27 protein-coding genes and 1 pseudogene are annotated in these 26,649 nt (G+C 74.1%); 18 read left to right on the top strand and 10 right to left on the bottom strand.

Annotated features, from left to right (window positions below):
- The 5 genes and pseudogenes from ABEB07_RS02335 to ABEB07_RS02315 all read left to right on the top strand — a co-directional run.
- Window positions 1-1,322, top strand: a pseudogene (locus ABEB07_RS02335) (hypothetical protein); the annotation flags it as partial.
- Between the two features lie 226 nt (window positions 1,323-1,548).
- Window positions 1,549-2,478, top strand: coding sequence for an ABC transporter ATP-binding protein (locus ABEB07_RS02330; protein WP_203633189.1), 930 nt, complete (start codon window positions 1,549-1,551; stop codon window positions 2,476-2,478).
- Entirely contained in the window at window positions 2,475-3,215 is a 741-nt protein-coding gene (locus tag ABEB07_RS02325; protein ID WP_164583113.1) for an ABC transporter permease, read from the top strand. Before ABEB07_RS02330 ends, ABEB07_RS02325 begins: the two co-directional genes overlap by 4 nt.
- Before the next feature lie 5 nt (window positions 3,216-3,220).
- Window positions 3,221-4,414, top strand: a complete 1,194-nt coding sequence (locus tag ABEB07_RS02320; protein ID WP_345666771.1) for a sensor histidine kinase — start codon at window positions 3,221-3,223, stop codon at window positions 4,412-4,414.
- Window positions 4,411-5,025, top strand: coding sequence for a response regulator transcription factor (locus tag ABEB07_RS02315; RefSeq protein ID WP_345666760.1), 615 nt, complete (start codon window positions 4,411-4,413; stop codon window positions 5,023-5,025). Before ABEB07_RS02320 ends, ABEB07_RS02315 begins: the two co-directional genes overlap by 4 nt.
- A 78-nt stretch (window positions 5,026-5,103) precedes the next feature.
- Here the strand turns inward: ABEB07_RS02315 and ABEB07_RS02310 are convergent, their stop codons facing one another.
- Both ABEB07_RS02310 and ABEB07_RS02305 read right to left on the bottom strand, forming a co-directional pair.
- Entirely contained in the window at window positions 5,104-5,976 is an 873-nt protein-coding gene (locus tag ABEB07_RS02310; RefSeq protein WP_345666759.1) for a transglutaminase-like domain-containing protein, read from the bottom strand.
- Window positions 5,973-7,016 carry a GNAT family N-acetyltransferase gene (locus ABEB07_RS02305; protein ID WP_345666758.1) on the bottom strand — a complete coding sequence of 348 codons (1,044 nt, stop codon included), beginning with the start codon at window positions 7,014-7,016 and terminating at the stop codon, window positions 5,973-5,975. The genes ABEB07_RS02310 and ABEB07_RS02305 overlap by 4 nt, the downstream gene beginning before the upstream one ends.
- A 139-nt stretch (window positions 7,017-7,155) precedes the next feature.
- Between ABEB07_RS02305 and fdxA the strand changes: the two genes are divergently transcribed.
- Window positions 7,156-7,476, top strand: coding sequence for a ferredoxin (gene fdxA / locus ABEB07_RS02300; protein ID WP_030746389.1), 321 nt, complete (start codon window positions 7,156-7,158; stop codon window positions 7,474-7,476).
- A gap of 117 nt (window positions 7,477-7,593) precedes the next feature.
- A complete protein-coding gene (locus ABEB07_RS02295) occupies window positions 7,594-8,685 on the top strand; it encodes a bifunctional succinyldiaminopimelate transaminase/glutamate-prephenate aminotransferase (protein WP_345666756.1) in 1,092 nt (363 codons plus the stop codon).
- 206 nt (window positions 8,686-8,891) lie between these two features.
- On the opposite strand, the gene ABEB07_RS02290 is transcribed toward ABEB07_RS02295, so the two are convergent.
- Window positions 8,892-9,311, bottom strand: a complete 420-nt coding sequence (locus ABEB07_RS02290; protein ID WP_176150381.1) for an ATP-binding protein — start codon at window positions 9,309-9,311, stop codon at window positions 8,892-8,894.
- A 382-nt stretch (window positions 9,312-9,693) separates the two neighbouring features.
- Window positions 9,694-10,683 carry a heavy metal transporter gene (locus ABEB07_RS02285; protein WP_345666755.1) on the bottom strand — a complete coding sequence of 330 codons (990 nt, stop codon included), beginning with the start codon at window positions 10,681-10,683 and terminating at the stop codon, window positions 9,694-9,696.
- Between the two features lie 172 nt (window positions 10,684-10,855).
- Here ABEB07_RS02285 and dapE point away from each other — a divergent pair, with 172 nt between their 5' ends.
- Window positions 10,856-11,935, top strand: coding sequence for a succinyl-diaminopimelate desuccinylase (gene dapE, locus ABEB07_RS02280; protein ID WP_345666754.1), 1,080 nt, complete (start codon window positions 10,856-10,858; stop codon window positions 11,933-11,935).
- Window positions 11,936-12,049: 114 nt separating this feature from the next.
- The gene (locus ABEB07_RS02275) at window positions 12,050-12,808 is read left to right on the top strand and encodes an LOG family protein (RefSeq protein WP_176150384.1); all 759 of its coding nucleotides are present in this window, start codon (window positions 12,050-12,052) and stop codon (window positions 12,806-12,808) included.
- Window positions 12,809-13,084: 276 nt separating this feature from the next.
- Here ABEB07_RS02275 and folP read toward each other — a convergent pair whose 3' ends face one another.
- The gene (gene folP, locus ABEB07_RS02270; RefSeq protein ID WP_176150385.1) at window positions 13,085-13,945 is read right to left on the bottom strand and encodes a dihydropteroate synthase; all 861 of its coding nucleotides are present in this window, start codon (window positions 13,943-13,945) and stop codon (window positions 13,085-13,087) included.
- 118 nt (window positions 13,946-14,063) lie between these two features.
- Between folP and ABEB07_RS02265 the strand changes: the two genes are divergently transcribed.
- Window positions 14,064-14,420, top strand: coding sequence for a DivIVA domain-containing protein (locus tag ABEB07_RS02265; protein ID WP_345666752.1), 357 nt, complete (start codon window positions 14,064-14,066; stop codon window positions 14,418-14,420).
- A 183-nt stretch (window positions 14,421-14,603) separates the two neighbouring features.
- Complete coding sequence (locus ABEB07_RS02260) at window positions 14,604-15,191, top strand: DNA-3-methyladenine glycosylase I (protein ID WP_345666770.1); 588 nt, start codon at window positions 14,604-14,606, stop codon at window positions 15,189-15,191.
- A gap of 28 nt (window positions 15,192-15,219) precedes the next feature.
- Here ABEB07_RS02260 and chcB read toward each other — a convergent pair whose 3' ends face one another.
- Window positions 15,220-16,023 (bottom strand): 2-cyclohexenylcarbonyl CoA isomerase, encoded by an 804-nt coding sequence (chcB, locus tag ABEB07_RS02255; protein ID WP_345666751.1) that lies wholly within the window; start codon window positions 16,021-16,023, stop codon window positions 15,220-15,222.
- Window positions 16,024-16,091: 68 nt separating this feature from the next.
- Between chcB and ABEB07_RS02250 the strand changes: the two genes are divergently transcribed.
- Both ABEB07_RS02250 and ABEB07_RS02245 read left to right on the top strand, forming a co-directional pair.
- Window positions 16,092-16,256 (top strand): hypothetical protein, encoded by a 165-nt coding sequence (locus tag ABEB07_RS02250; RefSeq protein WP_176150387.1) that lies wholly within the window; start codon window positions 16,092-16,094, stop codon window positions 16,254-16,256.
- 159 nt (window positions 16,257-16,415) lie between these two features.
- Entirely contained in the window at window positions 16,416-16,583 is a 168-nt protein-coding gene (locus tag ABEB07_RS02245) for a DUF3117 domain-containing protein (RefSeq protein ID WP_003966491.1), read from the top strand.
- A 92-nt stretch (window positions 16,584-16,675) separates the two neighbouring features.
- Here the strand turns inward: ABEB07_RS02245 and ABEB07_RS02240 are convergent, their stop codons facing one another.
- Window positions 16,676-17,308, bottom strand: coding sequence for an O-methyltransferase (locus ABEB07_RS02240; protein ID WP_164582131.1), 633 nt, complete (start codon window positions 17,306-17,308; stop codon window positions 16,676-16,678).
- Window positions 17,309-17,562: 254 nt separating this feature from the next.
- Between ABEB07_RS02240 and sigE the strand changes: the two genes are divergently transcribed.
- From sigE to ABEB07_RS02215, 5 genes are all read left to right on the top strand, one after another.
- Entirely contained in the window at window positions 17,563-18,339 is a 777-nt protein-coding gene (gene sigE / locus ABEB07_RS02235) for an RNA polymerase sigma factor SigE (protein ID WP_203632849.1), read from the top strand.
- Window positions 18,336-19,334: an anti-sigma factor family protein gene (locus ABEB07_RS02230; RefSeq protein WP_345666750.1), complete on the top strand. Its 999-nt coding sequence runs from the start codon at window positions 18,336-18,338 to the stop codon at window positions 19,332-19,334. Before sigE ends, ABEB07_RS02230 begins: the two co-directional genes overlap by 4 nt.
- A gap of 143 nt (window positions 19,335-19,477) precedes the next feature.
- Entirely contained in the window at window positions 19,478-21,700 is a 2,223-nt protein-coding gene (locus ABEB07_RS02225; RefSeq protein ID WP_345666749.1) for a S1C family serine protease, read from the top strand.
- Between the two features lie 213 nt (window positions 21,701-21,913).
- Entirely contained in the window at window positions 21,914-22,354 is a 441-nt protein-coding gene (locus tag ABEB07_RS02220) for a sec-independent translocase (RefSeq protein ID WP_345666747.1), read from the top strand.
- 253 nt (window positions 22,355-22,607) lie between these two features.
- Window positions 22,608-23,279 carry a hypothetical protein gene (locus ABEB07_RS02215; RefSeq protein ID WP_345666746.1) on the top strand — a complete coding sequence of 224 codons (672 nt, stop codon included), beginning with the start codon at window positions 22,608-22,610 and terminating at the stop codon, window positions 23,277-23,279.
- Between the two features lie 125 nt (window positions 23,280-23,404).
- Here ABEB07_RS02215 and ABEB07_RS02210 read toward each other — a convergent pair whose 3' ends face one another.
- The 3 genes from ABEB07_RS02210 to ABEB07_RS02200 are packed head-to-tail and all read right to left on the bottom strand — an operon-like array spanning window position 23,405 to window position 26,454.
- Window positions 23,405-24,538 (bottom strand): Mrp/NBP35 family ATP-binding protein, encoded by a 1,134-nt coding sequence (locus ABEB07_RS02210; RefSeq protein ID WP_176150390.1) that lies wholly within the window; start codon window positions 24,536-24,538, stop codon window positions 23,405-23,407.
- Window positions 24,539-24,581: 43 nt separating this feature from the next.
- Window positions 24,582-25,178, bottom strand: coding sequence for a DUF1003 domain-containing protein (locus tag ABEB07_RS02205; RefSeq protein ID WP_164588734.1), 597 nt, complete (start codon window positions 25,176-25,178; stop codon window positions 24,582-24,584).
- Window positions 25,168-26,454, bottom strand: a complete 1,287-nt coding sequence (locus ABEB07_RS02200) for a magnesium transporter MgtE N-terminal domain-containing protein (protein WP_176150392.1) — start codon at window positions 26,452-26,454, stop codon at window positions 25,168-25,170. The genes ABEB07_RS02205 and ABEB07_RS02200 overlap by 11 nt, the downstream gene beginning before the upstream one ends.
- Window positions 26,455-26,649: the final 195 nt, after the last annotated feature.

Below are 26,649 nucleotides of genomic sequence, written 5' to 3'. Positions count from 1 at the left end.
TCGCGGCCGCCGCCGGACCCGGCACCGCGACCGGACCCCGCGCCGCCGCCGGACCGGTCGTGGCCGGCGACCCCGGCGCGCACACCGCGCGCCCCGGCGGCGGCCTGAGCGACGACACCGCGATCCTCACCCCGCAGAAGCCCGCCCCCGCCCCGGGCGCCCCGGGCCACCCGGGCCGGCCGGACAACGTCTCCGGCCAGACCGTCACCAGCGGCATGCCGGTCGTGACGCCCGGCGCCGACTCGCCGTTCCGGCCGGGCGCGGGCGGCGACGGCGCGCCCTCGCCGGCGTTCCCGAAGCTGTCCGAGCTGCCCCAGCCGAACGCCGCGCCCGCCAAGCCGGCCAAGGGCAAGGCGGCCAAGGCGGCCAAGGCGCCCAAGAAGAAGGGCCGCAGCAAACTGGTGCTGCTCTGCGTCGGCCTGGTCATCGTCGGCGGCGTCGCCTACGGCGCCGGGCTGCTGATGAACCACTCCGACGTGCCCAAGGGCACCACCGTGCTCGGCGTCGACATCGGCGGCGGCACCCGGGACGACGCGGTCAAGAAGCTCGACGACGCCTTCGGCAAGTGGGTCCACCAGCCGCTGAAGCTGTCCGTGGACGGCCGCACCGTCGCCCTCAAGCCGGACCAGTCCGGCCTCCAGCTCGACACCCAGGCCACGGCCAGCGCGGCGGCCACCAGCGACTACAACCCCGTCTCGGTGATCGGCTCGCTGTTCGGCAGGCACCGGGTGGTCGAGCCGCAGATGCCCGTCGACGAGGAGAAGCTCCAGGTCGCCCTGCAGAGCGCGGCGGGCGGCGCCGGTTCCGGCGACGGCACCATCAAGTTCGAGCCCGGCAAGGCCGTCGCCGTGTACGGCAAGGCGGGCAAGGGCATCGACGCCGCCGGTTCGGCCCGCGCGGTCGAGCAGGCGTACCGCACCCAGGTGGAGACCGGCACGACCACTCCGGTGCGGGTGGCCACCACCAGCCGGCAGCCGACGGTCTCCAACGCCGAGGTCGACCGGATGATGAAGAAGTTCGCCGAGCCGGCGATGTCGGCCCAGGTGAAGATCACGGCCGGTCCGGGGCACGAGGTGGTGTTCAGCCCCGAGAAGTCGCTGTGGAAGTTCCTCCAGGTCAAGGCCGTCAACGGCAAGCTGGTCGACTCCTACGACGAGGCCAGGCTCAAGGGCCTGTACGGCGGGATCTTCGACGGCGTCCTGATCACCCGGGGCACCGGCCAGAAGACGCCCGTCACGGTCCAGGACGTGATCAGCGCCCTGCGCCCGGCCCTGATGAGCACGACCAACCGGGTCGGCGTCATCGAGACCAACCCCAGCTAGCGGATTCTCGCGCCGCGGGGGCGTGACCGGTCGAGGACCGGTCACGCCCCCTCGCCGTATCCCGCCGTATCCCGCCGTATCGCGCCCCCTCGCCGTATCGCGCCCCCGCTGTGCAGCCGCGCCGCGCCGCCCCGCCCTGTCATGCCGGGCGCATGACATCTGTCATCCGGTGCTCAGGACCCCCGACACTGCCGCCCGCCCCGGCCGTCCGGCCAGGATGGGGGACATGACGACGACAGCGGAGACCGCCACCGCGACCGCGGTGGTGGCGTTCGACCAGGTGACCAAGAGCTACGGGAACGTGCGGGCCGTGGACGGACTGTCCCTCGCCCTGCACCCGGGGGAGACCGTGGCCCTGCTCGGCCCGAACGGGGCCGGCAAGTCCACCACCCTCGACCTGCTGCTCGGCCTCAAGCACGCCGACGGCGGCACCGTCTCCGTCTTCGGCACCGGCCCCCGCGAGGCGATCGTCGCCGGCCGCGTCGGCGCGATGCTCCAGAGCGGCGGACTGATGGAGGAGGTCACCGTCGCCGAACTGGTGCGCCTCGCCTGCGACCTGCACCCCAAGCGGTTCAAGGTGCAGGACGTGATGGCCCGCGCCGGCGTCTCCCAGATCGCCGACCGCAAGGTCAACAAGCTCTCCGGCGGCCAGGCGCAGCGCGTCCGCTTCGCCCTCGCGACGGCCGGTGACAGCGATCTGATCGTGCTGGACGAGCCGACCACCGGCATGGACGTCTCCGCCCGCCAGGCATTCTGGGCCACCATGCGCGAGCAGGCCGACCAGGGCCGTACCGTCCTGTTCGCCACCCACTACCTGGAAGAGGCCGACGCCATCGCCGACCGGGTGCTGGTGCTGCACCGGGGCCGGCTGCTGGCCGACGGCACCGCCGCCGAGATCAAGGCGAAGGCCGGCGCCCGCAGCGTCCGCTTCGACCTCGACGGCGCCATCGACGAGGCCGCCCTGGGCGCGCTGCCCCGCGTCACCTCCGTGGACGTCAGCGGCCAGACCGTCCGCATCCAGTCCACCGACGCCGACGCCACCGTGCACGCCCTGTACGGGCTCGGCGTCTACCCCCGCAACCTCGAAGTCGCCGGGCTCGGTCTCGAGCAGGCGTTCGTGGCCATCACCGAGGCCGAGGAGGCCAAGCAGTCGTGAACAGCCTCATCAAGCTGGAGCTCGCCCGCGCCCTGCGCAACCGCAAGTTCCTGTTCTTCTCGGTGCTCTACCCCTCGATCCTGTTCCTGATCTTCTCCAGCAGCGCCGGCTCCGACGACCACGTCGACAACACCGGGCTGACCGTGGCCACCTACCTCATGGTGTCCATGGCCTCCTTCGGCGCCCTGACCGCCGTCCTCATGGGCAACAGCGAGCGCATCGCCAAGGAGCGCGAGAGCGGCTGGGTGCGCCAGCTGCGGCTGACCAGCCTGCCCGGCCGCGGCTACGTCCTCGCCAAGACCGCCGGCGCCGCCGTGGTCAGCCTGCCGTCCATCGTCGTCGTCTTCGCCGTCGCCGGGGCGGTCAAGCACGTACGGCTCGACGCCTGGCAGTGGCTGGCCCTGACCGGCGTCATCTGGGCCGGCAGCCTGGTCTTCGCCGCGCTCGGCGTCGCCATCGGCTACCTCGCCAGCGGCGACGCGGTCCGCCCCATCACGATGATCATCTACTTCGGCCTGTCCATCCTCGGCGGCCTGTGGATGCCCTCCACCACCTTCCCGCAGTGGCTCCAGGACATCGCCGAGTGGCTGCCCACCCACGCGTACGCTGCTCTGGGACGGGCCATCGAACAGAGCCAGGCCCCGAGCACCCAGGACATCGCCGTCCTCGCCGTCTACTTCGTCCTGTTCGCGGGCGGCGCGGCCTGGCTGTACCGGAAGGACACGCTGAAGGCGTGAGCGTCATGACCGAGGACCGGGGAGCCGACCGGGCGGACCGCCTGATCGCCATGGGCCAGTCGCCCCGCAATCTGCGGGAGCTGCTGCGCAAGATCGTATGGATCGGCATCTGGCTGGTCTTCCTCAGCTCGCCCGTCCACGACCTGGCCGCCGGCCACCACAGCCCCGCCGGCACGGCGGCCGGCTGGGCGGGCCTGGCGGCCTTCGTCGGCGCCTATCTGGCCCTGGTCTTCCGCAACTGGGGCAGGCCCTTCGACCGCGCGGCCGTCGCCGGCATCATCGTCTTCCTGTGCGCGCTGGCCGTCGTGCTCTGCCTCACCCTCGGCTCGGGCTGGCTCGGCCTGTTCTGCTACGTCTCCGTCGCCTGCGGGGCGACCCTGCCGGTGCGGGCGGCCTACTGGGCGGTGCCGGGCACCGCCGCCGTGATGATGCTGACCGGCCTCGCCACGGACCTCGCCGACGCCAAGGACCTGCTCCTGCTGGTGCTGCTCATCGGCTTCGCGATGATGGGCGTGAGCCAGCTCGTGCGCACCACCGTCGAACTGCGCCAGGCCCGCGCCACCGTCGCCCAGCTCGCCGCCAACGAGGAGCGCCTGCGCCTCGCCCGCGACCTGCACGACCTGCTCGGCCACTCGCTCTCCCTGATCACGCTGAAGAGCGAGCTGGCCGGCCGGATGCTGCCCGGCCACCCCGACAAGGCCGCCCAGCAGGTCGCCGACATCGAGCAGGTCAGCCGGCAGGCCCTGGTCGACGTGCGGGAGGCCGTCACCGGCTACCGCCGCCCCCGCCTGGCCGCCGAACTGGCCGGCGCGCGGGTCGCGCTCACCGCGGCCGGGGTCGAGGCGCGCCTGCCCGCCGAACCTGACACACACCTCGACGGCGTTCCCGAGGAGAGCGAGTCCGCCCTCGCCTGGGCGCTGCGCGAGGCGATCACCAACGTCGTACGGCACAGCGGCGCCCGGCGGTGCGCGGTGGAGCTGGTGCGCCGCCAGACCCTGGACGGGCCGGTGCTGGAGCTGTCCGTGGAGGACGACGGCGCGGGCGGCGCGGGCGGCGTCCCGGGCAACGGTCTGACCGGTCTGTCCGAACGGCTCGTGAAGGCCGGCGGCGGGCTGGAGGCGGGGCGCGTCAAGCGCGGCTTCCGGCTGGTGGCGCGGGTGCCGCGGGGTGCGGGAGGGGACGTAGGATCCCCCGCATGAGCCGCACGATCAAGGTCCTCCTGGCCGAGGACCAGTCGATGGTCCGCGAGGCCCTGGCCGCCCTGCTGGGTCTGGAGGACGACATCGAGGTCGTCGCCCAGGTGGCGCGCGGCGACGAGGTCGTGGCGGCGGCGCACGCGCACGGCGTGGACGTCGCCCTGCTCGACATCGAGATGCCCGGCTGCACCGGCATCGAGGCCGCCGCCCGGCTCCACAAGGAGCTGCCCGCGGTGAAGCTGGTCGTCCTCACCACCTTCGGCCGCCCCGGCTATCTGCGCAGCGCCATGGAGGCGGGCGCGGACGCGTTCCTGGTCAAGGACGCCCCGGCCGCGCAGCTCGCCGCGGCGGTGCGCAAGGTGCTGGCCGGTGAGCGGGTCATCGACCCGACGCTCGCCGCCGCCGCCCTGGCCGGGGGCGCCAATCCGCTGACCGACCGCGAACGCGAGATCCTGCGCGCCGCCGCCGACGGCTCCACCAACGCCGAGCTGGCCGCCGCCCTGCACCTGTCCCAGGGCACGGTCCGCAACTACCTGTCCACGGCCATCCAGAAGCTCGCCGTCCGCAACCGCGCGGAGGCGGTCCGCACGGCGCGGGAGAAGGGCTGGCTGTAGGGCCGGCGGGCACGCGGGCACCGCGAGGACCGGGCCGCCCTCAAAGGCCGCCAGGGCTCCGCCGGGGCTCCGCCGGCCTCAGTTCAGCAGGGCGCGGGCCGCCTGGGCCTGGCCCCGCACCTGCTCGGCGGTGGACTCGTCGACCGCCGACACCAGCTCCGCGTACGCGTCCAGCTCCAGCGCGCCGCCCACGAAGTCACCGCGCTGCACGAGCAGCTGGGCCCGCTCGTAGCGCAGCCGGGCCGGGTGGGAGGGCAGCACCAGGGACAGTTCGACCGCCCACAGGGCCACGTCCGAGCGCTCGGGCCGTACCGCCGCCCAGGCGCGGATGTTGTTCAGGACGCGCAGCACCACGTCCAGCGGATCGGCGGGCTCCAGCATCGAGGACCGCAGCGGCGCCCCCGTCGCCCCCGCGACCAGCAGCTCGGCGTCCGGCCCGGTGAGCACCCGGCCGCCGTCGAACGGATCGGCGAGCACCTGCTCGCCGGCCGCGCCGAAGCCGACCACGAAGTGCCCGGGCAGCGCCACCCCGTACACGGGCGCCCCGGCCCGCCGCGCCACCTCCATCCACACCACCGACAGCAGGATGGGCAGCCCGCGCCGACGGCGCAGCACCTCGTGCAGCAGCGAGGAGTCCAGCCGCTGGTAGTCGGCGGCCGAACCGCGGAACCCGGACCGCCCGCCCAGCAGCTCGCCCACGGCCCGCGCCCAGGCGAGCGGCCCGCCCGGCCGGTACGGCAGCCGCCCGGCCAGCCGGTCCAGCTCCATCTGTGCCGCGTCGAGCCCGGCCTCGTCCAGCGCTTCGTCGCCCGCCGCCCCGATCAGCAGGCACAGCGCGGACAGATCGGGCCGCTCGCCGCGCGCCTCCTCCGCGAACCGCCGGAGCACCTCGGCGGCCCGTTCCGGCGGCGGGGGACAGGGCGCGCCCAGGGCGAGTTCGAACCCGCTCATGACGGGCCGTCGCCGGCGGCGGCCGAGCCGGTCCCCGGCTCCGGCGCGCGGTAGTGGTGGTAGGCGTGGTGGGCGCCGAAGCCGAGGCGGCTGTACAGCTCGCGCGCGCCGGTGTTGCCGGCCTCCACCTGGAGCCAGCCGGCCGACGCGCCCTCTTCGAGAGCCCGTCCGGCGAGCGCGGCCATGACGGCGGTCGCCAGCCCCCGCCGCCGCAGCGCCGGGTCCACCTCCACGGCGGCGAAGGACGTCCACCGCCCGTCCACGACACAGCGCCCGATCGCGGCGGGCGCGCCCGCGCCCTCGCCGGGCACCGACGCGAACCACACCGAGGGCCCGCCGCCCAGGACCTTCAGGGCCACCTCGCTCACCCCCTTGCGCTGGTAGCGCGCAAGCCACGCCTCGTCGGCCGTGCGGGACAGCACGACCCCGTGCCCGCCGGCGCCCTCGGGCCGGTCGGCGACCGGCGCCAGGGCGCCGGTCCACAGCTCGGCGCTCACCTCGCGCGTCCAGCCCCGCCGCTCCAACTCGGCGCAGAGCAGCTCCTGCGTGCCCTCGGCGCCGGTGGCGGTCTGGACGTACGCGGGCAGCCCGCGCTCGCCGTACCAGCGTCGTACGGCGGCCACCGCCGCGTCGAGCGGAACGCCCGGATCGCCGAGCGGCAGCACGGAGTTGGCCCGCCGGGTGAACCCGCCCGCGGCCCTCAGCACCCACTCGCCCAGCCGCTCGCTCTCCACCGGCGGCCAGGCCCGCGCGGCGACCCGGGACAGCTCGGCGTAGGAGGCCGCGGGACCGCGCCGGCGGGCCGGGGCCGGGGGCACGACCTTGCCCGCGACCAGTGACGATTCCGCGATCCGGACGCTCGCCCCGTCCTTTTGTGTGATCAGCAGCACACCGTCGTCCCATGATGTGAGAACGCCGATCGTGTCGGTGAACTTCTCGCCCCGGCCACCCGGTTCGCCCAAGCGCCGTACGGAGACGCGTTTCCCCACGTCAGCGGCGGTGATACGGACCACGAGGCGTCCTGCCCCCGAGATTTCCACAGGTCGGTCCACCCCTCCTGTTCGGATCATGCCCAAGAACGGAGATACTAGGGGGGGCATCGACGACGCCGCGCTCCCGCGCGCCAGGCGGCGGAGCCTGTGGAGGCCCGCCAGCGCCCTATCGAGGAGGAACGACAGCGTGACCTACGTCATCGCGCAGCCTTGTGTCGACGTGAAGGACAAGGCGTGCATCGAGGAGTGCCCGGTCGACTGCATCTACGAGGGCCAGCGGTCCTTGTACATCCACCCGGACGAATGCGTCGACTGTGGTGCCTGTGAGCCGGTCTGCCCGGTCGAGGCGATCTTCTACGAGGACGACACGCCGGAGGAGTGGAAGGACTACTACAAGGCCAACGTCGAGTTCTTCGACGAGCTCGGCTCCCCCGGCGGCGCCAGCAAGCTGGGCCTGATCGAGCGTGACCACCCGTTCGTCGCCGCGCTGCCGCCGCAGGGCGAGTAGCACTCCGGCGGTCCCGCGCCGCGCCGCCCCGGTCCCGTACGGCCTGATCGCCCCGAGCGCTCCGACCGCTGTGCGGGACCGAGGCGTTTTCCGCAAGCGAAAGTGAGCCTGATCCCCGTGTCCGCAGTCTCCGACCGGCTTCCCGTCTTCCCCTGGGACAAGCTGGAGCCGTACAAGAAGACGGCCGCCGCCCACCCGGACGGCATCGTCGACCTGTCCGTCGGAACGCCGGTCGACCCGGTGCCCGAGCTGATCCAGAAGGCGCTGGTCGCGGCGGCCGACTCACCCGGCTATCCGACCGTCTGGGGCACGCCGGAGCTGCGCGACGCGATCACCGGCTGGGCCGAGCGGCGCCTGGGCGCCCGCGGGGTCACCCACCGCCACGTCCTGCCGATCGTCGGCTCCAAGGAACTGGTGGCCTGGCTGCCCACCCAGCTGGGCCTGGGCCCCGGCGACACGGTCGCCTTCCCGCGCCTGGCCTACCCCACCTACGAGGTCGGCGCCCGCCTGGCCCGCGCCGAGTACGTCGCCTACGACGACCCCACCGAGCTGGACCCGGCGCACCTGAAGCTGCTCTGGCTGAACTCGCCGTCCAACCCCACCGGCAAGGTCCTCGGCAAGCGGGAACTGACCCGGATCGTGGCCTGGGCCCGCGAGCACGGCGTCCTCGTCCTGTCCGACGAGTGCTACCTCGAACTGGGCTGGGAGGCCGACCCCGTCTCGGTCCTGCACCCGGACGTCAACGGCGGCTCGGTGGACGGCCTGGTGGCGGTCCACTCGCTGTCCAAGCGGTCCAACCTGGCCGGCTACCGCGCCGCCTTCCTGGTCGGCGACCCGGCCGTCCTCGGACCGCTGCTGGAGATCCGCAAGCACGGCGGCATGATGACCTCGGCGCCCACCCAGGCGGCCGTCGTGGCGGCCCTCGGCGACGACGCCCACGTCCGCGAGCAGCGCGAACGCTACGCCGCCCGCCGCACCCTGCTGCGGCAGGCGCTGCTCGACCACGGCTTCCGCATCGAGCACAGCGAGGCCAGCCTCTACCTGTGGGCGACCCGTGACGAGTCCTGCTGGGACACCGTGGCCCACCTCGCCGAGCGCGGCGTCCTGGTCGCGCCGGGCGACTTCTACGGCCCGGCCGGCGACCGGCACGTACGGGTGGCCCTCACGGCGACCGACGAGCGGATCGCGGCGGCCGTCGCCCGGCTCTGACCCACGGCGCGGGCCGGACGCCGGCCCGCGCACGCCGACGGGGCCCAGGAGTTCTCCTGGGCCCCGTCGGCGCGTACGAGGCGCGCTAGGCACGTTTGAGGCGCGTGAGGCACCGAGGTGCGTACGAGGCGCGCGAGCGCCGGTGCTCGGCCACCCGGCGGCGGGCCGGACGCTCTCGGCCGCCCGGTGGCGAGCGGACGCGGCGGTCAGCTCAGCGGCAGACCCGAGACCGGCAGGCCCTTGGCGGCGGGCACGCCGCCCTTGGTGGCCGTCTTCGCGGTGTCGCCGAGGACGCCGCCCGCGGCGCCGGTCGCCTCGCCCGCCGTCTTCTGCGCCACCGGGGTGGTCTGCTTGACGAGCTTGCCGCCGGTCCTGCCCGCGGTCGGCACCGCCTGCTCGACCGTCTTGCCGCCGGTGCCGCCCGCGACTCCGGCCACCTGCTGCGCGGCGCCGTCCACGCCGTTGCCGACGTGCGCCCCGTCCAGCGCGGTCAGGCCGCCGAGGTTCGGGCTGGCGGGCAGCTGCGGGGCAGCGCCGGCGGAGCCGGCCGCACCGACCCCGGCAGCCGCTCCCGCGGCGACGATGAGCGCGGCACGGGCGATCCGGCGGGTCAGGGGGAGGGACATGTTGCTCCTTCGACGGAAGTGAACCTTGAAGTCTTCGACCCGGCCCGGAAGTTGGCCGACCGGGCTCGGACGCAGTGACTACCGCTCGAAGCCCGGGAAGGTTGCGGCGCGCCGACGCAAAGAGTTGGCAATGTGTCGCATTATCGGTTCCGGAGGAAGTAGGACAAAGCGTCCACCTCCGAGGCGGGCGCCACGCCCCTACGGCCTTGTGTTCCCAAGGGTTTCGGCGAGCACGGGGGTGACGGCACGAAAACCTGCGCACCCCGCCGCCCGGGACACCGTCATATGACCCGGGCGAGCGACGAACCGCACGGCTGTCCGGGAACCGCCAGGAACGTGTCCGGGCCGGATCAGCGGCCGGTGGTGAGGCGCCGGGGCCGGGTCAGCGGCCGGTGGTGATGCGCACGGCGCTCGCCTCGGCCGCCGTGCCGTCGCCGTTCTTCGCGTCCGTCGTGTGCCACGCCCCGTCGGTGACCCCGGCGGTCCACTCCCGCCCCGCGTACGTCACCCGTTCGATGTGCAGCGCGGAGGCGTTGGCCACCGCCCAGTGCGCCAGCTGCCAGCCGCGCTCGCGCACATCGCGCCCGTCGGCGCCCTCGCCGGAGCGCACCGGCAGCGTCACGGTCCGCCCGCCCGCGCCCGAGGACGGCGCGCCCGAGGACGGCGCGCTCGGCACAGGCGTCGGCGTCACCGCGCCGCCCACCTCCGCGCCGGCCTCCTCCACCGCGTCCCGCCCGAAGTCCCGTACCAGCGCCGCCCGCACCGCGTCCGGACCCGCGGCGCGCGCGGCGCCGGGGCGGCCCTGGCAGGTCAGCGTGGCCGCGGAACGCCCGGTCAGGGCGGCGGCGAGCAGCGTCGCGTCCGGCTCGTGCTTGGCGTACGCCTCCGGGAAGCCGCTGCGCTGCACCCGCTGCGCGGCCACCGTCAGCGGCAGCCCCTGGTAGCCGGGGACCTTGGCCAGGTGCTCGTAGAACACGCCCGCCGAGTACGTCGGGTCCATGATCTCCTTCGGCGTGCCCCAGCCCTGCGAGGGTCGCTGCTGGAACAGGCCGAGGGAGTCCCGGTCGCCGTGCTCGATGTTGCGCAGGCCCGACTCCTGCAAGGCGGTCGCCAGCGCGATGGTCACCGCCCGCTCCGGCAGGTCCCGCCCGGTGCCGACGGCCGCGATCGTCGCCGCGTTCACCGCCTGCTCCGGCGTGAACGCGTACGACGTGCCGCCCCCGCCCGCGGAGACGACCTTGCAGCCGGGCCCGGTGCCGCCCGTCAGGTACTGCACCACGAGATAACCGGCGACCGCGAGCAGGACGGCGAAGGCCGCCCCGGTCCTGAGGAGGCGGCCACGGCGCTGCGGAGAGGCGGACGGCTCTGGCACGCGTACAAGGTACTTGAGGCGGGCGGGGCTGCCGAGCCCGGTGCGCGCGCTGCGCCGCGCCGCACGGCCGGTCTGCCGCACGGCCGGTCCGGCGCACGGCCGGTCTGCCGCACGGCCGGTCTGTCGCACGGCCGGTTCGCCGGACGGCACGGACAGGCCCTAGGGTCCGGACATGCCCGAAACCCCGCTCGACCTCACCCAGGACGCCGCGCGGCTGACCGCGCGGCTCGTCGACTTCCGCTCGGAGAGCGGCACCGAGAAGCCGCTCGCCGACGCGATCGAGGCCGCCCTGCGCGCCCTGCCGCACCTGACCGTGGACCGCCTCGGCAACAACGTCGTGGCCCGCACGGACCTGGGCAGGTCCGAGCGCGTCATCCTGGCCGGCCACATCGACACCGTGCCGATCGCCGACAACGTCCCCTCCCGGCTGGACGAGGACGGCGTCCTGTGGGGCTGCGGCACCTGCGACATGAAGTCCGGCGTCGCGGTGCAGCTGCGCATCGCGGCCACCGTCCCCGCCCCCAACCGCGACCTGACGTTCGTCTTCTACGACAACGAGGAGGTCGCCGCCGAGCTGAACGGCCTCAAGCACGTCGCCGAGGCCCGCCCGGAGTGGCTGGCGGGCGACTTCGCCATCCTGCTGGAGCCCTCCGACGGCGAGGTCGAGGGCGGCTGCCAGGGCACCCTGCGGGTCCTGCTGCGGACCGCGGGGGAGCGGGCGCACTCGGCGCGCTCCTGGATGGGCTCCAACGCCATCCACGCCGCCGCGCCGATCCTGCGCAGGCTGGCCGAGTATCAGCCGCGGTACCCGGTCATCGACGGCCTGGAGTACCGCGAGGGCCTCAACGCGGTGCGGATCTCGGGCGGGGTGGCCGGCAACGTCATCCCCGACGAGTGCGTCGTCGCCGTCAACTTCCGCTACGCGCCCGACCGCACGGAGGAGGAGGCCGTCGCCCACGTCCGCGAGGTCTTCGCCGACTGCGGCGTCGAGGAGTTCGTGATCGACGACCACAGCCCGGGCGCCCTGCCCGGACTCGGCCACCCGGCCGCGGCGGCCTTCGTGGCGGCGGTCGGCGGCGCCGCGAAGCCCAAGTTCGGCTGGACGGATGTGTCGCGCTTCTCCGCGCTGGGCATCCCTGCCGTCAACTACGGTCCGGGCAACCCGATCCTCGCGCACAAGCGGGACGAGCGGGTGGAGACGGCGAAGATCCTGGCCGGCGAGGAACGCCTGCGCGCCTGGCTGACCGACTGATCTCCGCTCCCGGCCCCGGCACGCCGCCGCGGGGCGGACATGCCGGGGTCCCCCGCCCGTAACCCGAGTGGATCTACGCTGAGGTGGAACGACCTGCAAGCGGAGGGAGCGCACATGCCTACTGGCAATCCCGAGGGCAAGAAGCAGCCACCGGACGAGCAGCGCCTGGGGCCGGTCCTCCGACGTCGGGGCGCGGTCCAGGCCAGCACCACCGATCAGCGGCTGCTGGACGAGCGCGCCCCCACCGACTGGGTGCACACCGACCCCTGGCGGGTGCTGCGCATCCAGTCGGAGTTCATCGAGGGCTTCGGCACCCTGGCCGAACTCCCGCCCGCCATCAGCGTGTTCGGCTCGGCGCGCACCCCGGTGGACTCACCCGAGTACGAGGCCGGGGTACGGCTGGGCCGGGGCCTGGTCGAGGCGGGCTTCGCGGTGATCACGGGCGGCGGCCCGGGCGCGATGGAGGCGGCGAACAAGGGCGCCTGCGAGGCCGGCGGCACCTCGGTCGGCCTGGGCATCGAGCTGCCCTTCGAGCAGGGCCTGAACCAGTACGTCGACATCGGCCTGAACTTCCGCTACTTCTTCGTCCGCAAGATGATGTTCGTGAAGTACGCGCAGGGCTTCGTGGTGCTGCCCGGCGGCCTGGGCACCCTCGACGAGCTCTTCGAGGCCCTCACCCTCGTCCAGACCAAGAAGGTCACCCGCTTCCCCATCGTCCTGTTCGGCACGGCGTACTGGGGCGGCCTGGTCGACTGGCTGGAGAACACCCTCATCGCCCAGGGCAAGGCCGCGGCGGCCGACCTCACCCTCTTCCACGTCACGGACGACGAGGAGGAGGCGGTGGCCCTGATGTCAAAGGAAGCGGGCAAGTAGCGCGGGGCGCGGGGCCGTGTCGTCGTGCGGCTCCGCCGCATGGGCGCGCTCTTGAGTGAACGCCCGCTGTAAAGGGGCGCGGGGCTGTGTCATTGTGCGGCTCCGCCGCATGGGCGCGCTCTTGAGTGAACGCCCGCTTCAGTAGGGGCGCGGGGAACTGCGCGACCAGCCCCCACCGGGCCGGCACCCGCGCACACACCACCACCCCCACCCCCTGAGGCGCAGGCCCGCAGGGCCAAGGGGGGCCAGGGGGCGCAGCCCCAGGCCCCCACCCCCCTACGCCAACCCCCGCCGGGCGACAGCGGGCCCGCGATGCCCAGCGATCGCCCCCACCATGTCCACCACCTGCCGAGTCTCGGCAACCTCATGCACCCGGTACACCCGCGCCCCCAGCCACGCCGACACCGCCGTCGTGGCCAGCGTCCCCACCACCCGCTCCTTCACCGGCCGGTCCAACGTCTCCCCCACGAAGTCCTTGTTGGACAGGGACACCAGCACCGGCCACCCGGTCTCCACCATCTCCCCCAGCCGCCGAGTCGCCTCCAGACTGTGCCGGGTGTTCTTCCCGAAGTCGTGCCCGGGATCGATCAGCACCGACTCCCGCGGCACCCCGAGCGCGACGGCCCGCTCCGCCAGCCCCACCGTCACCGCCAGGATGTCGGCCATGACGTCCTCGTAGACCACCCGGTGCGGCCGGGTCCGCGGCTCCGCGCCCCCCGCGTGCGTGCACACCAGCCCCACCCGGTACCGCGCGGCGACCTCCGCGAGCCGCGGATCGACGCCGCCCCACGCGTCGTTCAGCAGATCCGCCCCCGCCTCGCACACCGCCTCGCCGACGTCCGCCCGCCAGGTGTCCACGCTGATGATCACCTCGGGGAACCGCCGCCGCACCTCGGCCACGAACCCCACCGTCCGCCGCGCCTCCTCCTCGGCGGACACCTCCTCGCCCGGCCCGGCCTTCACCCCGCCGATGTCGACGATCGCGGCGCCCTCGGCGATCGCCTGCTCCACCCGGGCCAGGGCCGGCTCGTCGCGGAACGTGGCCCCCTGGTCGTAGAAGGAGTCCGGGGTCCGGTTCACGATCGCCATGACCACCGGCTCGTGCGCGTCGAACTCGCGCTTGCCCAGCCTGAGCATCCCCTGTGACCTCTCCTCGTACGCTGTCGGTCTTCGGCCGCCTGCGACCCTAACCGTCAGCGTCGCATGGCACGATCGGACCCTGACACATACGACGGACTCCGTGGGGACCCCAGCGATGGTTATGTTCTTGTTCCTGGTCGTGGCGCTCGCCGTCGTGGTCGCCGCGGTCACCCTGGCGGTGGTGGGCGGCGGCGAGGGCCGCGCGCCGCTGTCCGAGGCGGCGCCCGAGCTGGTGCACGACCCGCTGCCGGCGGACCGGCCGCTGGGCCGCGCCGACCTGGAGAGCCTGCGGCTGCCGGTCACCGTCCGCGGCTACCGGATGGCCGACGTGGACGACGCCCTCGGCCGGCTCGGCGCGGAGCTCGCCGAGCGCGACGCCCGGATCGCCGAGCTGGAGTCCGCGCTGGCCGGCGCCCGCGCCGCCGCGGCCCACGCCCGCCCGGCCGAGCCCGGCCCGGAGGACCAGCGATGACGGCCGACGCGACGACGAAGAACCGCGCGACGCCGGCGACGACGAACGCGACGACGAACGAGGCGGGACCGAGGACGTGACGGCGAACGAGGCGGGACCGAGGACGTGACGACGAACGAGGCGGCGACCGGCGACATGACGACGAACGACGTGGTGACCGTCGAGACGACGGTGGGCGCCGCGCTGACGGCCGGCGCGCCGGTGGCCGGCCCGGACGGCGGCCTGCGCTGCCCCTGGGCGCTGTCCGCGCCGGAGTACGTGGCGTACCACGACGAGGAGTGGGGCCGCCCGGTCCACGGCGACGACGCCCTCTACGAACGCCTCAGCCTGGAGGCGTTCCAGTCCGGGCTGTCGTGGATCACGATCCTGCGCCGCCGCCCCGGCTTCCGCACCGCCTTCGCCGGCTTCGAGATCGCCGCGGTGGCGCGGTTCACGGACGCCGACCGCGAGCGCCTGCTCGCCGACGCCGGCATCATCCGCAACCGTGCCAAGATCGACGCGACCCTCGCCAACGCGCGCGTGCTGGCCGACTGGTCCCCGGGCGACCTGGACGCCCTGATCTGGTCCCACGCCCCCGATCCGGCCGCCCGTACGGCGCCCCGGGCGCTGGGCGACGTCCCGGCCGTCACCCCCGAGTCCACGGCCCTGTCCAAGGCCCTGAAGAAGCGCGGCCTGCGCTTCGTCGGCCCGACGACGGCGTACGCCCTGATGCAGGCCTGCGGACTGGTCGACGACCACCTCGCCGACTGCGTCGCCCGCCGCCGCCCCTGAGCCCCCCGAGGGGCCGGGGCGGTCCGGATCAGCGGCCCAGGTACTTCGGCTTCTCCTTGTTCACGAACGCCTGTACGGCGATGGCGTGGTCCTCGGACTGCCCGGCCCGCCCCTGGAGTTCGTCCTCCTTCTCCAGGGTCTCGGCCAGGGAGTGCGTCAGACCGTAGGCAACGGCCTCCTTGAGCGCCGCGTACGCCACCGTCGGACCCTGCGCCAGCGCCCGCGCGACCTTCTCGGCCTCGGCGCGCAGCTCGGCCGCCGGCACCAGCCGGTTGGCGATGCCCAGCTCGTAGGCCTCCTGGGCGGAGACGCTGCGCGGGAAGAGCAGCAGGTCTGCGGCGCGGCCGGGACCCACCACCCGCGGCAGGGTCCAGGAGACGCCGGAGTCCGCGGTGAGCGCCACGCCCGCGAAGGAGGTGTTGAAGGCGGCGGTGTCCGCCACGATCCGGTAGTCGGCGGCGAGCGCGAAGCCGAAGCCGGCGCCGGCGGCCACGCCGTTGACCGCCGCGACGACGGGCTTGGCGGCGCCCGCCAGGGCCCGCACGATCGGGTTGTAGTGCTCGGCGACGGTGCTCATCGTCCGGCCTTCGCCGCTCTCCCGGTCGGCGGCCAGCAGCCCGATGTGCTCCTTGAGATCCTGACCCACGCAGAACGCCCGGTCCCCGGCGGCGGTGAGCAGGACGGCGCGCACGGCGGCGTCGGCCGCCGCGGACTCGGCCGCGTCCCGCAGGGCGACCTTGGTCGCGACGTCGAGCGCGTTCATCGCCTCGGGGCGGTTGAGCGTGATCGTCGCGAGTCCGTCGCTCACCTCGTAGAGCACGGTGTCGGCCATGGGACATCCCCTCCGGTGTGGCGGTTCTGAGGCGTACCGCTCGGTACGTGCTGGGTCCGAAGGACAGCATGACGGAGATCACCGGCCGCGGCGCGGAGCGGACGTGTGACCTGCGTCAAAGAATTCCGCCGGGCCGGACGGCGGAGGAAGTCGGCGCGGGCGCGCAGTATCGCAGCCACATCGCCGAATTGGGTGGTTTTGCTCGCGCGCGTTGCCCAAGCGATGCCTGCTGATGTTGGTCATCGGGTCCTGGGATGCGGGATAATGGCTGGGAAGCAATGTGTTCGATGCCGGTGTCGCGTGTCCTGCGTCCTTTGGGGCACTGATCACGCGTGCCCTTCGGTGGGGCGTCGGCTTAGACGATGAGCTGGGTTTCAGGAAGGGGTACGAGCATGGCGGCCATGAAGCCGCGGACGGGTGATGGCCCGCTCGAGGTGACCAAGGAGGGGCGGGGCATCGTCATGCGCGTTCCGCTCGAAGGCGGCGGTCGACTCGTCGTCGAGCTGACCCCTGACGAGGCCGACGCGCTCGGCGACGCCCTCAAGAAGGTCGTCGGCTGACGCGCGAGCGGACAGATCCTTTTCGACCGCCCCGGCGCCGCATGCGGCGCCGGGGCGGTCGTTTCGCTCATCGAGCCCGTTGACCGCGCGCCTCAGCGCTTGACCGCGCACAGCAGGCCGTCGCCCACCGGCAGCAGCGACGGCACCAGATCGGGGCTCTCGCGCACCGTGCGCAGCAGCTCGCGCAGCCGCAGCACCTCGGTCGGCTGCGGCCCGGAGTCCACCGTCCGCCCGTGCGCGAAGACGCCCTCGAACACCACCAGGCCCCCCGGTCGCAGCAGGCGCAACGATTCGGCGAGATAGTCCAGGAACTCCTGACGGTCGCCGTCGCAGAAGACCAGGTCGTATCCGGCGTCCGCGAGCCGGGGCAGCACGTCCAGGGCGCGGCCGGGGATGAAGCGGGCGCGGTTGCTGGCGAAGCCGGCGGCCCGGAAGGCCTGCCGGGCGAACTGCTGGTGCTCCGGCTCCGGGTCCACGGTGGTCAGCACCCCGTCCGGGCGCATGCCGTGCAGCAGGTGGATGCCGGAGACGCCGGTCCCGGTCCCGATCTCCGCGACCGCCTTGGCGTCCGCGGTGGCGGCGAGCAGGCGCAGGGCCGCGCCCGCGCCGGGTGACACCGAGCGCAGCCCCGCGTCACTGGCCCGGTCCCGGGCCCAGAGCAGAGCTTCGTCCTCGGCGACATAGGCGTCGGCGAACGCCGAGCTCGTCTGCCGGTTGCCGGTAATGACCCTCTCCTATGTCCCGTGGATGCCTCGGGCGTGACTGTATCCGTTGGGGCCGGGAACCCGCAGATGGGACCGGTCGTTTGAAGGGGTGTGCGAAGCGGCGGCGCGGGGGCGCCGGGACCGGCCGGGGGCAGGACGGGGGATATGGGATGGATCGGGACGCGGGACACGTGCTGACGCGGCCGGCCCGGGCCGGGCAGCGGGTGTCAAATTCTCGTAAAACCGCTTATCCGGAGCTAACGGGCGAGGTGGTTATGGTAGGGGCTCCACTGGACACCACCAGAGCCGACAGGGGAGGTGCGGCTGTGCCTGTGGATCGGGGAGGAGCGCTGCGGCGCCTTCTCGGATCGGCGGGCAGGCCGAAATCCGTGACCGACACAGCCGCTGACCCGAGCCGCGCCGACGGCTTCGCCCAGACCGCGACCTTCTCCACCGACGCGGACGGGCAGGCGTGGACTCCGCCCACCTGGGAGGAGATCGTCAGCACGCACAGCGGCCGCGTCTACCGCCTGGCCTACCGCCTCACCGGCAACCAGCACGACGCCGAGGATCTCACCCAGGAGGTCTTCGTCCGCGTCTTCCGCTCCCTGTCGACCTACACCCCGGGCACGTTCGAGGGCTGGCTGCACCGCATCACCACGAACCTCTTCCTGGACATGGTCCGCCGCAAGCAGCGCATCCGCTTCGACGCGCTCGGCGAGGACGCCGCCGAGCGGCTGGCCAGCAAGGAGCCCACCCCGCAGCAGCTGTTCAACGACGCGCACTTCGACGCGGACGTCCAGCAGGCGCTGGACACCCTCGCCCCGGAGTTCCGGGCGGCGGTCGTCCTGTGCGACATCGAGGGGCTGTCCTACGAGGAGATCGCCGCCACCCTCGGCGTCAAGCTCGGCACGGTGCGCTCCCGGATCCACCGCGGCCGCTCGCAGCTGCGCAAGGCCCTCGCGCACCGCTCGCCCGAGGCGCGCCGGGCCGAGCGGCGCGGTTTCGTGGCCCGGGTCCCCGCGCTGGGGGGAGGAGGCGCGACCGCGTGAGTGGCTCCCGACCCGAATCCGCCGCGAGCGGCTTCGCGGAACAGCATCTGGGAGACCGGCTCTCCGCCCTGGTGGACGGAGAGTTGGGTCATGAGGCGCGCGAGCGCGTCCTGGCGCACGTGGCCACCTGCCTGAAGTGCAGGACGGAGGTGGAGGCGCAGCGCCGCCTGAAGAACGTCTTCGCGGAGACGGCCCCCCCGCCGCCCTCCGCGAGCTTCCTGGCCCGGCTCCAGGGCCTGCCCGGCGGCGGTGACGGCGGCTCGCCCCTGGACGACGCGGGCTTTCCCGCACTGCCCGGACGGAGCTCCCAGGACTCCGGGGCGTCCGGGGTGTTCGGCGTGCGCCGCGAGCGGTTCGAGTTCGGTTACGTCCCGGCCCAGCCGCACCCGCACCGCCCGGACGCCGCGGAGGGCTTCCGCGTCCATCCCGTCGGCCGTCCCGACGGTGAGCGGTCGGCCTCGCGCGGGCTGCGGTTCGCCTTCGTCGCCGCCGGAGCGGTGTCGCTGGCCGCGGTCGCGCTCGGCGGGGTGACCACCGGCGCCGTGGGCGACACGGCGGCGGAGGCCCGCGGGGGCTCCGGCGCCGGCAGCAATGTGACTCCGGCGCGTACGGCGGCCGGCGGCGCGGGTGCGGTGACGTGGCCCGAGGCCGCCCGCCGCCGCCAGCCGGCCGGCCCCGTGTCCGCCCAGGGCCAGCGGTCCTCCTCCGGTACGGCGCCGCTCGTGCCCACCTCGCTGTCCGCGCCCCTGCTGCCCGGAGCGCGGCCGTCGGCCGCCGGGCAGCAGTCGGCGGGGGACCGGGCGATGACGACGCCGGTGCTGACCGGCGCCGCCATGCTCTCGCCGCTGATACGCCCGCTCGGCGCCCGGCCGCCGATCTCGCTGACCGGCTGGTCGGCGGAGGCGGGGTTCACCCCGCCCGGCCTGCTGGCCGCGCCCGCCGCCACCCCGGCGCCGGACCCCTCCGGCTCCGCCGCCGCGCGCACCGCGCACTGACCGGTCGTCCACCGGTCTCTGCGCGGTGGCCCGCGAACCTGGTTGAATCCTGGTGGTCGCGCCCATGACACCGGTCGGGGCGCGGAGACGACGAAGCGCGTCCTCCGTGCTGGGGGCGTGCCGCGGGCACCTGTGGGGAGAGCATGAACGAGGGCAAGCCCACGAAGTCCACCCGCCCGAGGTGGCGCACCCGCACCCGCCCCCCGGGCGACACCACACCACCCACCCCTGACGCCGTCGCCCCGGCCGCCGCCGCGCCGCCCGCTCCCGAGGCCGCCGCCGCGCCTCCCACTCCCGAGGCCGCCGCCCCTGCCCGCACCGCCTCGGCTGACGCAGCCTCGCCTGCCGTCGCGGCCGAGGCCCCGTCGCTCGCCGTCCCGGCCGACGACGTTTCGCCTGCCGTCGGCTCGGCCGATGCCGTCTCGCCCGCCGCTGAGGGGGAACCCCGTACGGCCGCGCCGTCCAGGCCGCGCGACGACGGCGACTACGAACTGAGGCACCCCTCGGAGAGCACCCCCGCCCCGTCTGCCGACGCCGACTTCGAACTCGCCCGCCCCGCAGGGCCGGAGACGTCCGGGACCGCCGGGGCCACCACCGTGCCGCCCCAAGGGCCGCAGGCCATGGAGGTGCCCGGGTCTGCCCGAGCAGCCGCCGCGTCCGCCCACCCGCCGCAGGCGGCGGCGGAGACCGCGGTGGGGACCGGGGCGGCGGAGGCGGTGTCGCCGGGTCCGCCGCCGCCGGTTCTCACGAAGCAGCCCGCGGCACCGCTCGCCGACGACACCTCGGCCACGCCTCCCGCGCCCGTGTCCGCGCGTCCCAGCCCCCTGCACGACCCCGACCCCTACGACACCCCGCCCTACGGCGAACCGGGCCCCTGGGCCCCCGCCCCGCCCGTCCAGCACCCCACCCTGCCCCGCCCCACGCCCCCGGCGGACGCGTCCGCCCCCACCTCGCCGTTCCCCGCGCCCGCGACTCCCGCCACCCGAGCGGCCGCCTCCGCCGAGCCGCCCCCGGCCTCGGCGGAGGCAGCCGCCCCCTTCGTGCCGCCCCCGGCCCCGGCGGAGGCACCCGCCCCCTTCGTGCCGCCCGCGCAGGCCCCCGGCGAGCGCGCCGCCTCCGTGTCGCCGCCCTCCGGGGCGGACGGTGGGGGAGGGGAGGGGCCGGCCGGGGCCGGTGATCCCTGGGGGCGGTACGACCCCTGGGCCGTCGCGCCGCTTCAGGAGAGCGGGGCCGCGCAGCGCGGCGCGGCCCAGCGGCGCCGCAGGGTGCGGCGCGCTCTGGTCGGCGGTGCCCTCGCCCTCGCGCTCGTCTCCGGCGTGCTCGGCGGTCTCGTCGGCGCCGTCCTCGAACGCGACGGCGGCATCGGCGCCGTAGAGCTGCCGCAGGCCGGGAAGGAGCCCGCCGGGCGCGCCCCGGACAGCGTCGCGGGGATCGCCGCCCGCGCCCTGCCCAGCGTGGTCACCCTGCACGTGTCCGGCTCCGGCGAGCAGGGCACCGGCACCGGCTTCGTGCTCGACGGCCTCGGTCACATCCTCACCAACAACCACGTCGTCGAGCCGGCCGCGTCCAGCGGCGCCATATCGGTGACGTTCAGCGGCGGTCAGACCGCCAAGGCCCGCGTCGTCGGCCGCGACACCGGCTACGACCTGGCCGTGGTCCAGGTGACCGGCGTACGCGGGCTGACCGCGATGCCGCTCGGGAACTCCGACAACGTGCAGGTGGGCGACCCGGTCGTCGCCATCGGCGCGCCCTTCGACCTGGCCAACACCGTCACCTCCGGCATCATCAGCGCCAAGGACCGCCCGATCACGGCCGGCGGCGAGAAGGGCGACGGCGGCGACGTGTCGTACGTCGACGCGCTCCAGACCGACGCGCCCATCAACCCGGGCAACTCCGGCGGCCCCCTGCTCGACTCCGGCGGCCGCGTCATCGGCGTCAACTCGGCCATCCGCAGCGCCGACACCGGCTCCGACGTGCAGACCGGCCAGGCCGGCTCCATCGGGCTCGGTTTCGCCATCCCGGTCAACCAGGCCAAGCGCGTCGCCGAGGAGCTGATCAACACCGGCAGGGCCAGCCACCCGGTGATCGGCGTGACCCTCGACATGAACTACACCGGGGACGGCGCCCGGGTCGGCGACAAGAGCCGGGACGGCGGGGCCCCGGTCACCCCGGGCGGCCCCGGCGCCAAGGCGGGCATCAAGGCCGGCGACGTGATCACGGCGGTGGACGGCCGGACCGTGCACTCGGGCGAGGAGCTGATCGTGCGGACCCGCGCCCACCGGCCGGGCGACCGCCTGCGGCTCACCGTCCGCAGCGGCGGCCGGGCCCGCGAGGTCACCCTCGTGCTCGGGTCCGCCGGCGGCTGAACCGCGCCGCACGGGCGCGAGACGCGTGCGGCGCGGGCGAACGCCGGGCGAACGCACCGCGAATCTCGTCGTGTACACGCGGTCCGACACCTCGGGACGGTACCGGTCGCGCGCGTGCTGCGGGTACCGTGGAGCCGGCCCGGACCATGGATGGACCCGTACAGACCGGACCGCCCGAGGGCCGAGGACCACGGACATCGCAAGGAGCTTCAGGTGTTCAACGACATAGGACTGCCCGAGCTGGCGACCATCATCGTCCTGGCCATGCTCGTGTTCGGTCCGGACAAGCTCCCGAAGGTCATCCAGGACGTGACGCGCACGATCCGCAAGATCCGCGAGTTCTCCGAGAGTGCCAAGCAGGACATCCGTCAGGAACTCGGCCCGGAGTTCAAGGACTTCGAGTTCGAGGACCTCAACCCCAAGGCGTTCCTCCGCAAGCAGCTGGACAACGACGACCTGGGGCTGAAGGAGATCCGCAACGGCTTCGACCTGAAGAAGGAGATGGCCGAGGTCACGGACGCGGTGCACAGCCGCGACACCGCCACCCCGTCCTCCCCGTCCTCCCCGTCCTCGGGGAGTGCCCGGATCGACATGACGAAGAAGCCCGAGGGCGCCGACGACGACCGGCCGCCCTTCGACGCGGACGCCACCTGAGTCGTTCTCGGCGGTGTGAGGCGTGTCATACCGTCATATCGCCGTGATGCGCGTCATATCGTCGTCACACCGTCGTGCCGCAGGCGCGGCACGCGCGGCCTGAACGGGTCCTCCCGCACCCCGAGCGCCGGGAGCTTCCGGGCTGCCCGAGGCGGGGTGGATATGCTGCCGAGTTGTTGTGCGGACCGGACGGGTGCGCCCGAAGGGGGGCGGGCCGCCCCGGTCCGACGAGAGCGAGGAGGCGTCCGGGCAGATGGAGACGACAAGTAGGGCGGTGGCGCAGGCGCCGGCCGGGGAGGGCGGACAACCGGCCCCCGCCGCCCGGCGCGCGGTCGACGGCTATCTGCCGGCGCCCTTCCCGTGGTACGGCCTCGACGAGGCCTTCACGGGCCCGCGCTGGCTGATGCAGGTCGGCACCTCCGCCGACGGCTCCGTGGAACACGGTTCGATCGGACACGGCGACGAGCCCTCCCTGCGCAACGAGTTCGTCTCCGGGTCCCCGGACGAGCCCAAGGAGAAGTTCGCCGTCGTCGTCACCGTCGCCGCCAACCCCGTCCGGCACCTCGCCGACGGGACCGGGCGGCTGGAGGCCACCACGGTCTCCTCGGCGGCCTGGCTGGCCGGCGTGGGGCTGCTGTCCTTCACCTGGCCGATGCAGATGGACCACGCCCTGCGCGACGACTGGCTGGACCAGCAGACCGAGACGGCGTGGGTGCTGGCCGACGACCTGTCCGGCCCGGACTGGTCGACGCTGTCCCTGCCCGTGGACGGCGTCCCCGCGGCCTTCCACTACCGCGATTCCGAGTACGGCTGGGTGCTCGCCGGCACCACCGAGCAGGGGGTGCACCTGGGCGCGTACGGGCGCGGGATGAGCGCGTACGGGCTCGGCTTCGCCGTCGTCAAGGACATCACCGCTTACGCCTGACCGGTCCGACCGGTCCGACCGGTCCGACCGGTCCGACCGGTACACGGACCCGGCGGACCGCACGGCGAAGGGCGCCGCCCCCGGTGGGGACGGCGCCCTTCGCGTCGTACGAAGCCTCGCCGCGGCTAGAACTTGTTCCTCGGCGTGATGCCCAGCGACAGGCCCGACAGGCCCCGCTGGCGGCCGCCGAGCTTGCCCGCGATGGCGCGCAGCGCCGAGCCGGCCGGGGAGTCCGGGTCGGACAGGACGACCGGCCTGCCCTCGTCGCCGCCCTCGCGCAGCCGCACGTCGATCGGGATGGAGCCGAGGACCGGGACCGACGCGCCCGTGGTGCGGGTCAGCCCGTCGGCGACCGTCTGGCCGCCGCCGGTGCCGAAGACGTCGACCATCTCGCCGCAGTGCGGGCAGGGCAGCCCGGACATGTTCTCCACCACGCCGACGATCTTCTGGTGGGTCTGCACGGCGATGGAACCGGCCCGCTCGGCCACCTCGGCGGCGGCCTGCTGGGGCGTCGTCACGACCAGGATCTCGGCGTTCGGGACCAGCTGCGCCACGGAGATCGCGATGTCGCCGGTGCCGGGCGGCAGGTCGAGCAGCAGGACGTCCAGGTCGCCCCAGTACACGTCCGCGAGGAACTGCTGGAGCGCGCGGTGCAGCATCGGGCCGCGCCAGACCACCGGCGCGTTGCCCGGGGTGAACATGCCGATGGAGATGACCTTCACGCCGTTCGCCGACGGCGGCATGATCATGTTCTCGACCTGGGTGGGACGTCCGTCCGCGCCCAGCATCCGGGGCACGCTGTGGCCGTAGATGTCGGCGTCGACCACGCCCACCTTCAGGCCGTCGGCCGCCATCGCCGCCGCGAGGTTCACCGTGACCGAGGACTTGCCGACGCCGCCCTTGCCGGAGGCGACCGCGTAGACGCGGGTCAGGTTGCCGGGCTTGGCGAACGGGACCTCGCGCTCGGTCTGGCCGCCGCGCAGCGCGTTCGCCAGCTCCTTGCGCTGCTCGTCGCTCATCACGTCCAGCGAGACGCCGACCCGCGTGACGCCCTCGACGCGCGCGACCGCGTCGGTCACCCGCTGCGTGATCGTCTCGCGCATCGGGCAGCCGGAGACCGTCAGGTACACGGTGACCGCGACCGCCCCGTCCGCGCCGATCTCCACCGATTTGACCATGCCCAGCTCGGTGATGGGCCGGTGGATCTCGGGGTCGTCAACCGTCGCCAGCGCTTCGCGCACCGCGTCTTCCGTAACCATGCCAACGATGGTACGGCGCGCGGCCGTCGCCCCGGGACCCCCGTCAGCGGTCGTCCATGTCACGTCCGCGCGGGTGATCCGCCGGGAATACGGCAGGCGGCCGGTGGCCGTCGGTCCGCTCCTCCAGCTCCTTGATCAGGTCCTGGAGCTCGGAGCGGATCCAGTCGCGGGTCGCCACCTCGCCCAGGCCCATGCGCAGCGCGGCGATCTCCCGCGTCAGGTACTCGGTGTCGGCGATCGACCGCTCGTTCTGCTTACGGTCCTGCTCCAGGTTGACCCGGTCGCGGTCGTCCTGCCGGTTCTGCGCGAGCAGGATCAGCGGAGCGGCGTAGGAGGCCTGGAGGGACAGGGCCAGGGTCAGGAAGATGAACGGGTACTGGTCGAAGCGCAGCGCGCCCGGCGCGGCGATGTTCCACACCACCCAGAGGATGATCACCACCGTCATCCAGACGATGAACCGCCCGGTGCCCAGGAAGCGGGCGATGCGCTCGGAGAGCCGGCCGAAGGCGTCCGGGTCCCACTCGGGCAGCAGCCGGCGCCGCAGCGCGCGCGGCTGGTCCAGCCGGGCGCGCTGCGGCCGGCCGGCCGCCGTGGCGCCCACCGGGTGCCGCTCGCGGTTGCCCTCGCGCTCAGCCGCCATGGCCGACCACCCCCTCGTCGTCCAGGTGGAACTCCGTCTCCCGCCAGTCCTCCGGCAGCATGTGGTCCAGCACGTCGTCCACGGTGACCGCGCCCAGCAGCGAGCCCGACTCGTCGACCACGGGCGCCGCCACCATGTCGTAGGCGGCGAAGAACCCGGCGACCACCGGCAGCTCCGCGTCCGGCGCCAGCGGCTGGAGGTCGTCGTCCAGCAGCGAGCCGACCAGGCTGTAGGGCGGGTCGCGCAGCAGCCGCTGGAAGTGCACCGTGCCCAGGTACTTGCCGGTCGGGGTCTCGTCGGGCGGCCGGCAGACGTAGACCTGGGCGGCGAGCGCCGGCGACAGGTCGGGGTTGCGGACCCGGGCCAGCGCGTCGGCGACGGTCGCGTCCGGGCGCAGCACGATCGGCTCCGTCGTCATCAGACCGCCCGCCGTGTGCTCCTCGTACGACATCAGCCGGCGCATGTCGGCCGCGTCGGCGGGCTGCATCAGACCGAGCAGCCGCTCGCGCTCCTCCACCGGCAGCTCGGCCAGCAGGTCGGCCGCGTCGTCCGGGTCCATCGCCTCCAGCACGTCGGCCGCGCGCTCCCCCTTCAGCTTGCCGAGGATCTCGATCTGGTCGTCCTCGGGCAGTTCCTCCAGCACGTCGGCGAGCCGGTCGTCGTCCAGGGCGGCGGCGACCTCCGCGCGCCGCTTGGGGGAGAGGTGGTGCAGCACGTTGGCGAGGTCGGCGGGGCGCAGCTGCTCGAAGGTGGCGAGCAGGTTCTCCGCGCCCTGCCCGTGCTCCTCCAGCGAGAACCCGCTCACCGCGGACCACTCGACGGTCAGCGTCTCTCCCTTGTTGCGCCGGAAGGCGCCGCTCCTGCGGCCCTTGCGGACGAAGACCCGGTCGATCTCCCAGTCGCGGCGCGCGGGCAGCTGCTGCACCGACAGGTCCAGGACGGTGACCTCCTCGCCGCTCTCCACGAGCGTCACCCGCCGGTCCATCAGCTCGCCGAACACCAGCCGCTCGGTGGGCCGCTGCTCGAAGCGCCGCACGTTGAGCACGCCGGTGGAGATGATCTGGCCGGACTCGATGCTCGTCACCCGGGTCATGGCAAGGAAGATGCGGCGCCGGGTGGGCAGTTCGACGACCAGGCCGAGCAGCCGGGGCGGCTTGCGCCCGACGCGCAGCATGACGACCAGGTCGCGCACGCGGCCCACCTGGTCGCCGCTCGGATCGAAGACGGCGACACCGGCGAGGTGCGAGACGAAGATCCGGGGGGCGCCGGCTGCCATGGGTGCGCCTCCTTTGCGTGCTCCGTGATGCCGAGGGCATCGCGTGGGTGGGGTGGTGTTCTTCGACGGTGTCCTTCCCCTGCCCGCTCAGGTCGGGTTCAGGCTAGCCCGTCCCGTTCCGATACGCCCTGGTGAGGGGTCCGGACGGACCGGCTCCGTGGGCCCGCCGCGGCCCCGGTACGCTGCGGTACGCCG

The organism is Streptomyces similanensis, assembly GCF_039543625.1.
Lineage (GTDB): Bacteria > Actinomycetota > Actinomycetes > Streptomycetales > Streptomycetaceae > Streptomyces > Streptomyces similanensis.
This window is presented reverse-complemented; position numbering and strand designations above follow the sequence as displayed.

Bases quoted from the DNA above. Each gene is read 5' to 3' on its own strand.
- ABEB07_RS02265 (WP_345666752.1), top strand. From the start codon at position 14,064: ATGGTTATGTTCTTGTTCCTGGTCGTGGCGCTCGCCGTCGTGGTCGCC.
- ABEB07_RS02310 (WP_345666759.1), bottom strand. From the start codon at position 5,976: ATGAGCGGGTTCGAACTCGCCCTGGGCGCGCCCTGTCCCCCGCCGCCG.
- sigE (WP_203632849.1), top strand. From the start codon at position 17,563: ATGGTAGGGGCTCCACTGGACACCACCAGAGCCGACAGGGGAGGTGCG.
- ABEB07_RS02205 (WP_164588734.1), bottom strand. From the start codon at position 25,178: ATGGCGGCTGAGCGCGAGGGCAACCGCGAGCGGCACCCGGTGGGCGCC.
- folP (WP_176150385.1), bottom strand. From the start codon at position 13,945: ATGCTCAGGCTGGGCAAGCGCGAGTTCGACGCGCACGAGCCGGTGGTC.
- ABEB07_RS02245 (WP_003966491.1), top strand. From the start codon at position 16,416: ATGGCGGCCATGAAGCCGCGGACGGGTGATGGCCCGCTCGAGGTGACC.
- ABEB07_RS02215 (WP_345666746.1), top strand. From the start codon at position 22,608: ATGGAGACGACAAGTAGGGCGGTGGCGCAGGCGCCGGCCGGGGAGGGC.
- ABEB07_RS02210 (WP_176150390.1), bottom strand. From the start codon at position 24,538: ATGGTTACGGAAGACGCGGTGCGCGAAGCGCTGGCGACGGTTGACGAC.
- ABEB07_RS02250 (WP_176150387.1), top strand. From the start codon at position 16,092: ATGACGGAGATCACCGGCCGCGGCGCGGAGCGGACGTGTGACCTGCGT.
- ABEB07_RS02275 (WP_176150384.1), top strand. From the start codon at position 12,050: ATGCCTACTGGCAATCCCGAGGGCAAGAAGCAGCCACCGGACGAGCAG.
- ABEB07_RS02290 (WP_176150381.1), bottom strand. From the start codon at position 9,311: ATGTCCCTCCCCCTGACCCGCCGGATCGCCCGTGCCGCGCTCATCGTC.
- dapE (WP_345666754.1), top strand. From the start codon at position 10,856: ATGCCCGAAACCCCGCTCGACCTCACCCAGGACGCCGCGCGGCTGACC.
- ABEB07_RS02330 (WP_203633189.1), top strand. From the start codon at position 1,549: ATGACGACGACAGCGGAGACCGCCACCGCGACCGCGGTGGTGGCGTTC.
- ABEB07_RS02200 (WP_176150392.1), bottom strand. From the start codon at position 26,454: ATGGCAGCCGGCGCCCCCCGGATCTTCGTCTCGCACCTCGCCGGTGTC.
- ABEB07_RS02315 (WP_345666760.1), top strand. From the start codon at position 4,411: ATGAGCCGCACGATCAAGGTCCTCCTGGCCGAGGACCAGTCGATGGTC.
- ABEB07_RS02320 (WP_345666771.1), top strand. From the start codon at position 3,221: ATGACCGAGGACCGGGGAGCCGACCGGGCGGACCGCCTGATCGCCATG.
- ABEB07_RS02225 (WP_345666749.1), top strand. From the start codon at position 19,478: ATGAACGAGGGCAAGCCCACGAAGTCCACCCGCCCGAGGTGGCGCACC.
- chcB (WP_345666751.1), bottom strand. From the start codon at position 16,023: ATGGCCGACACCGTGCTCTACGAGGTGAGCGACGGACTCGCGACGATC.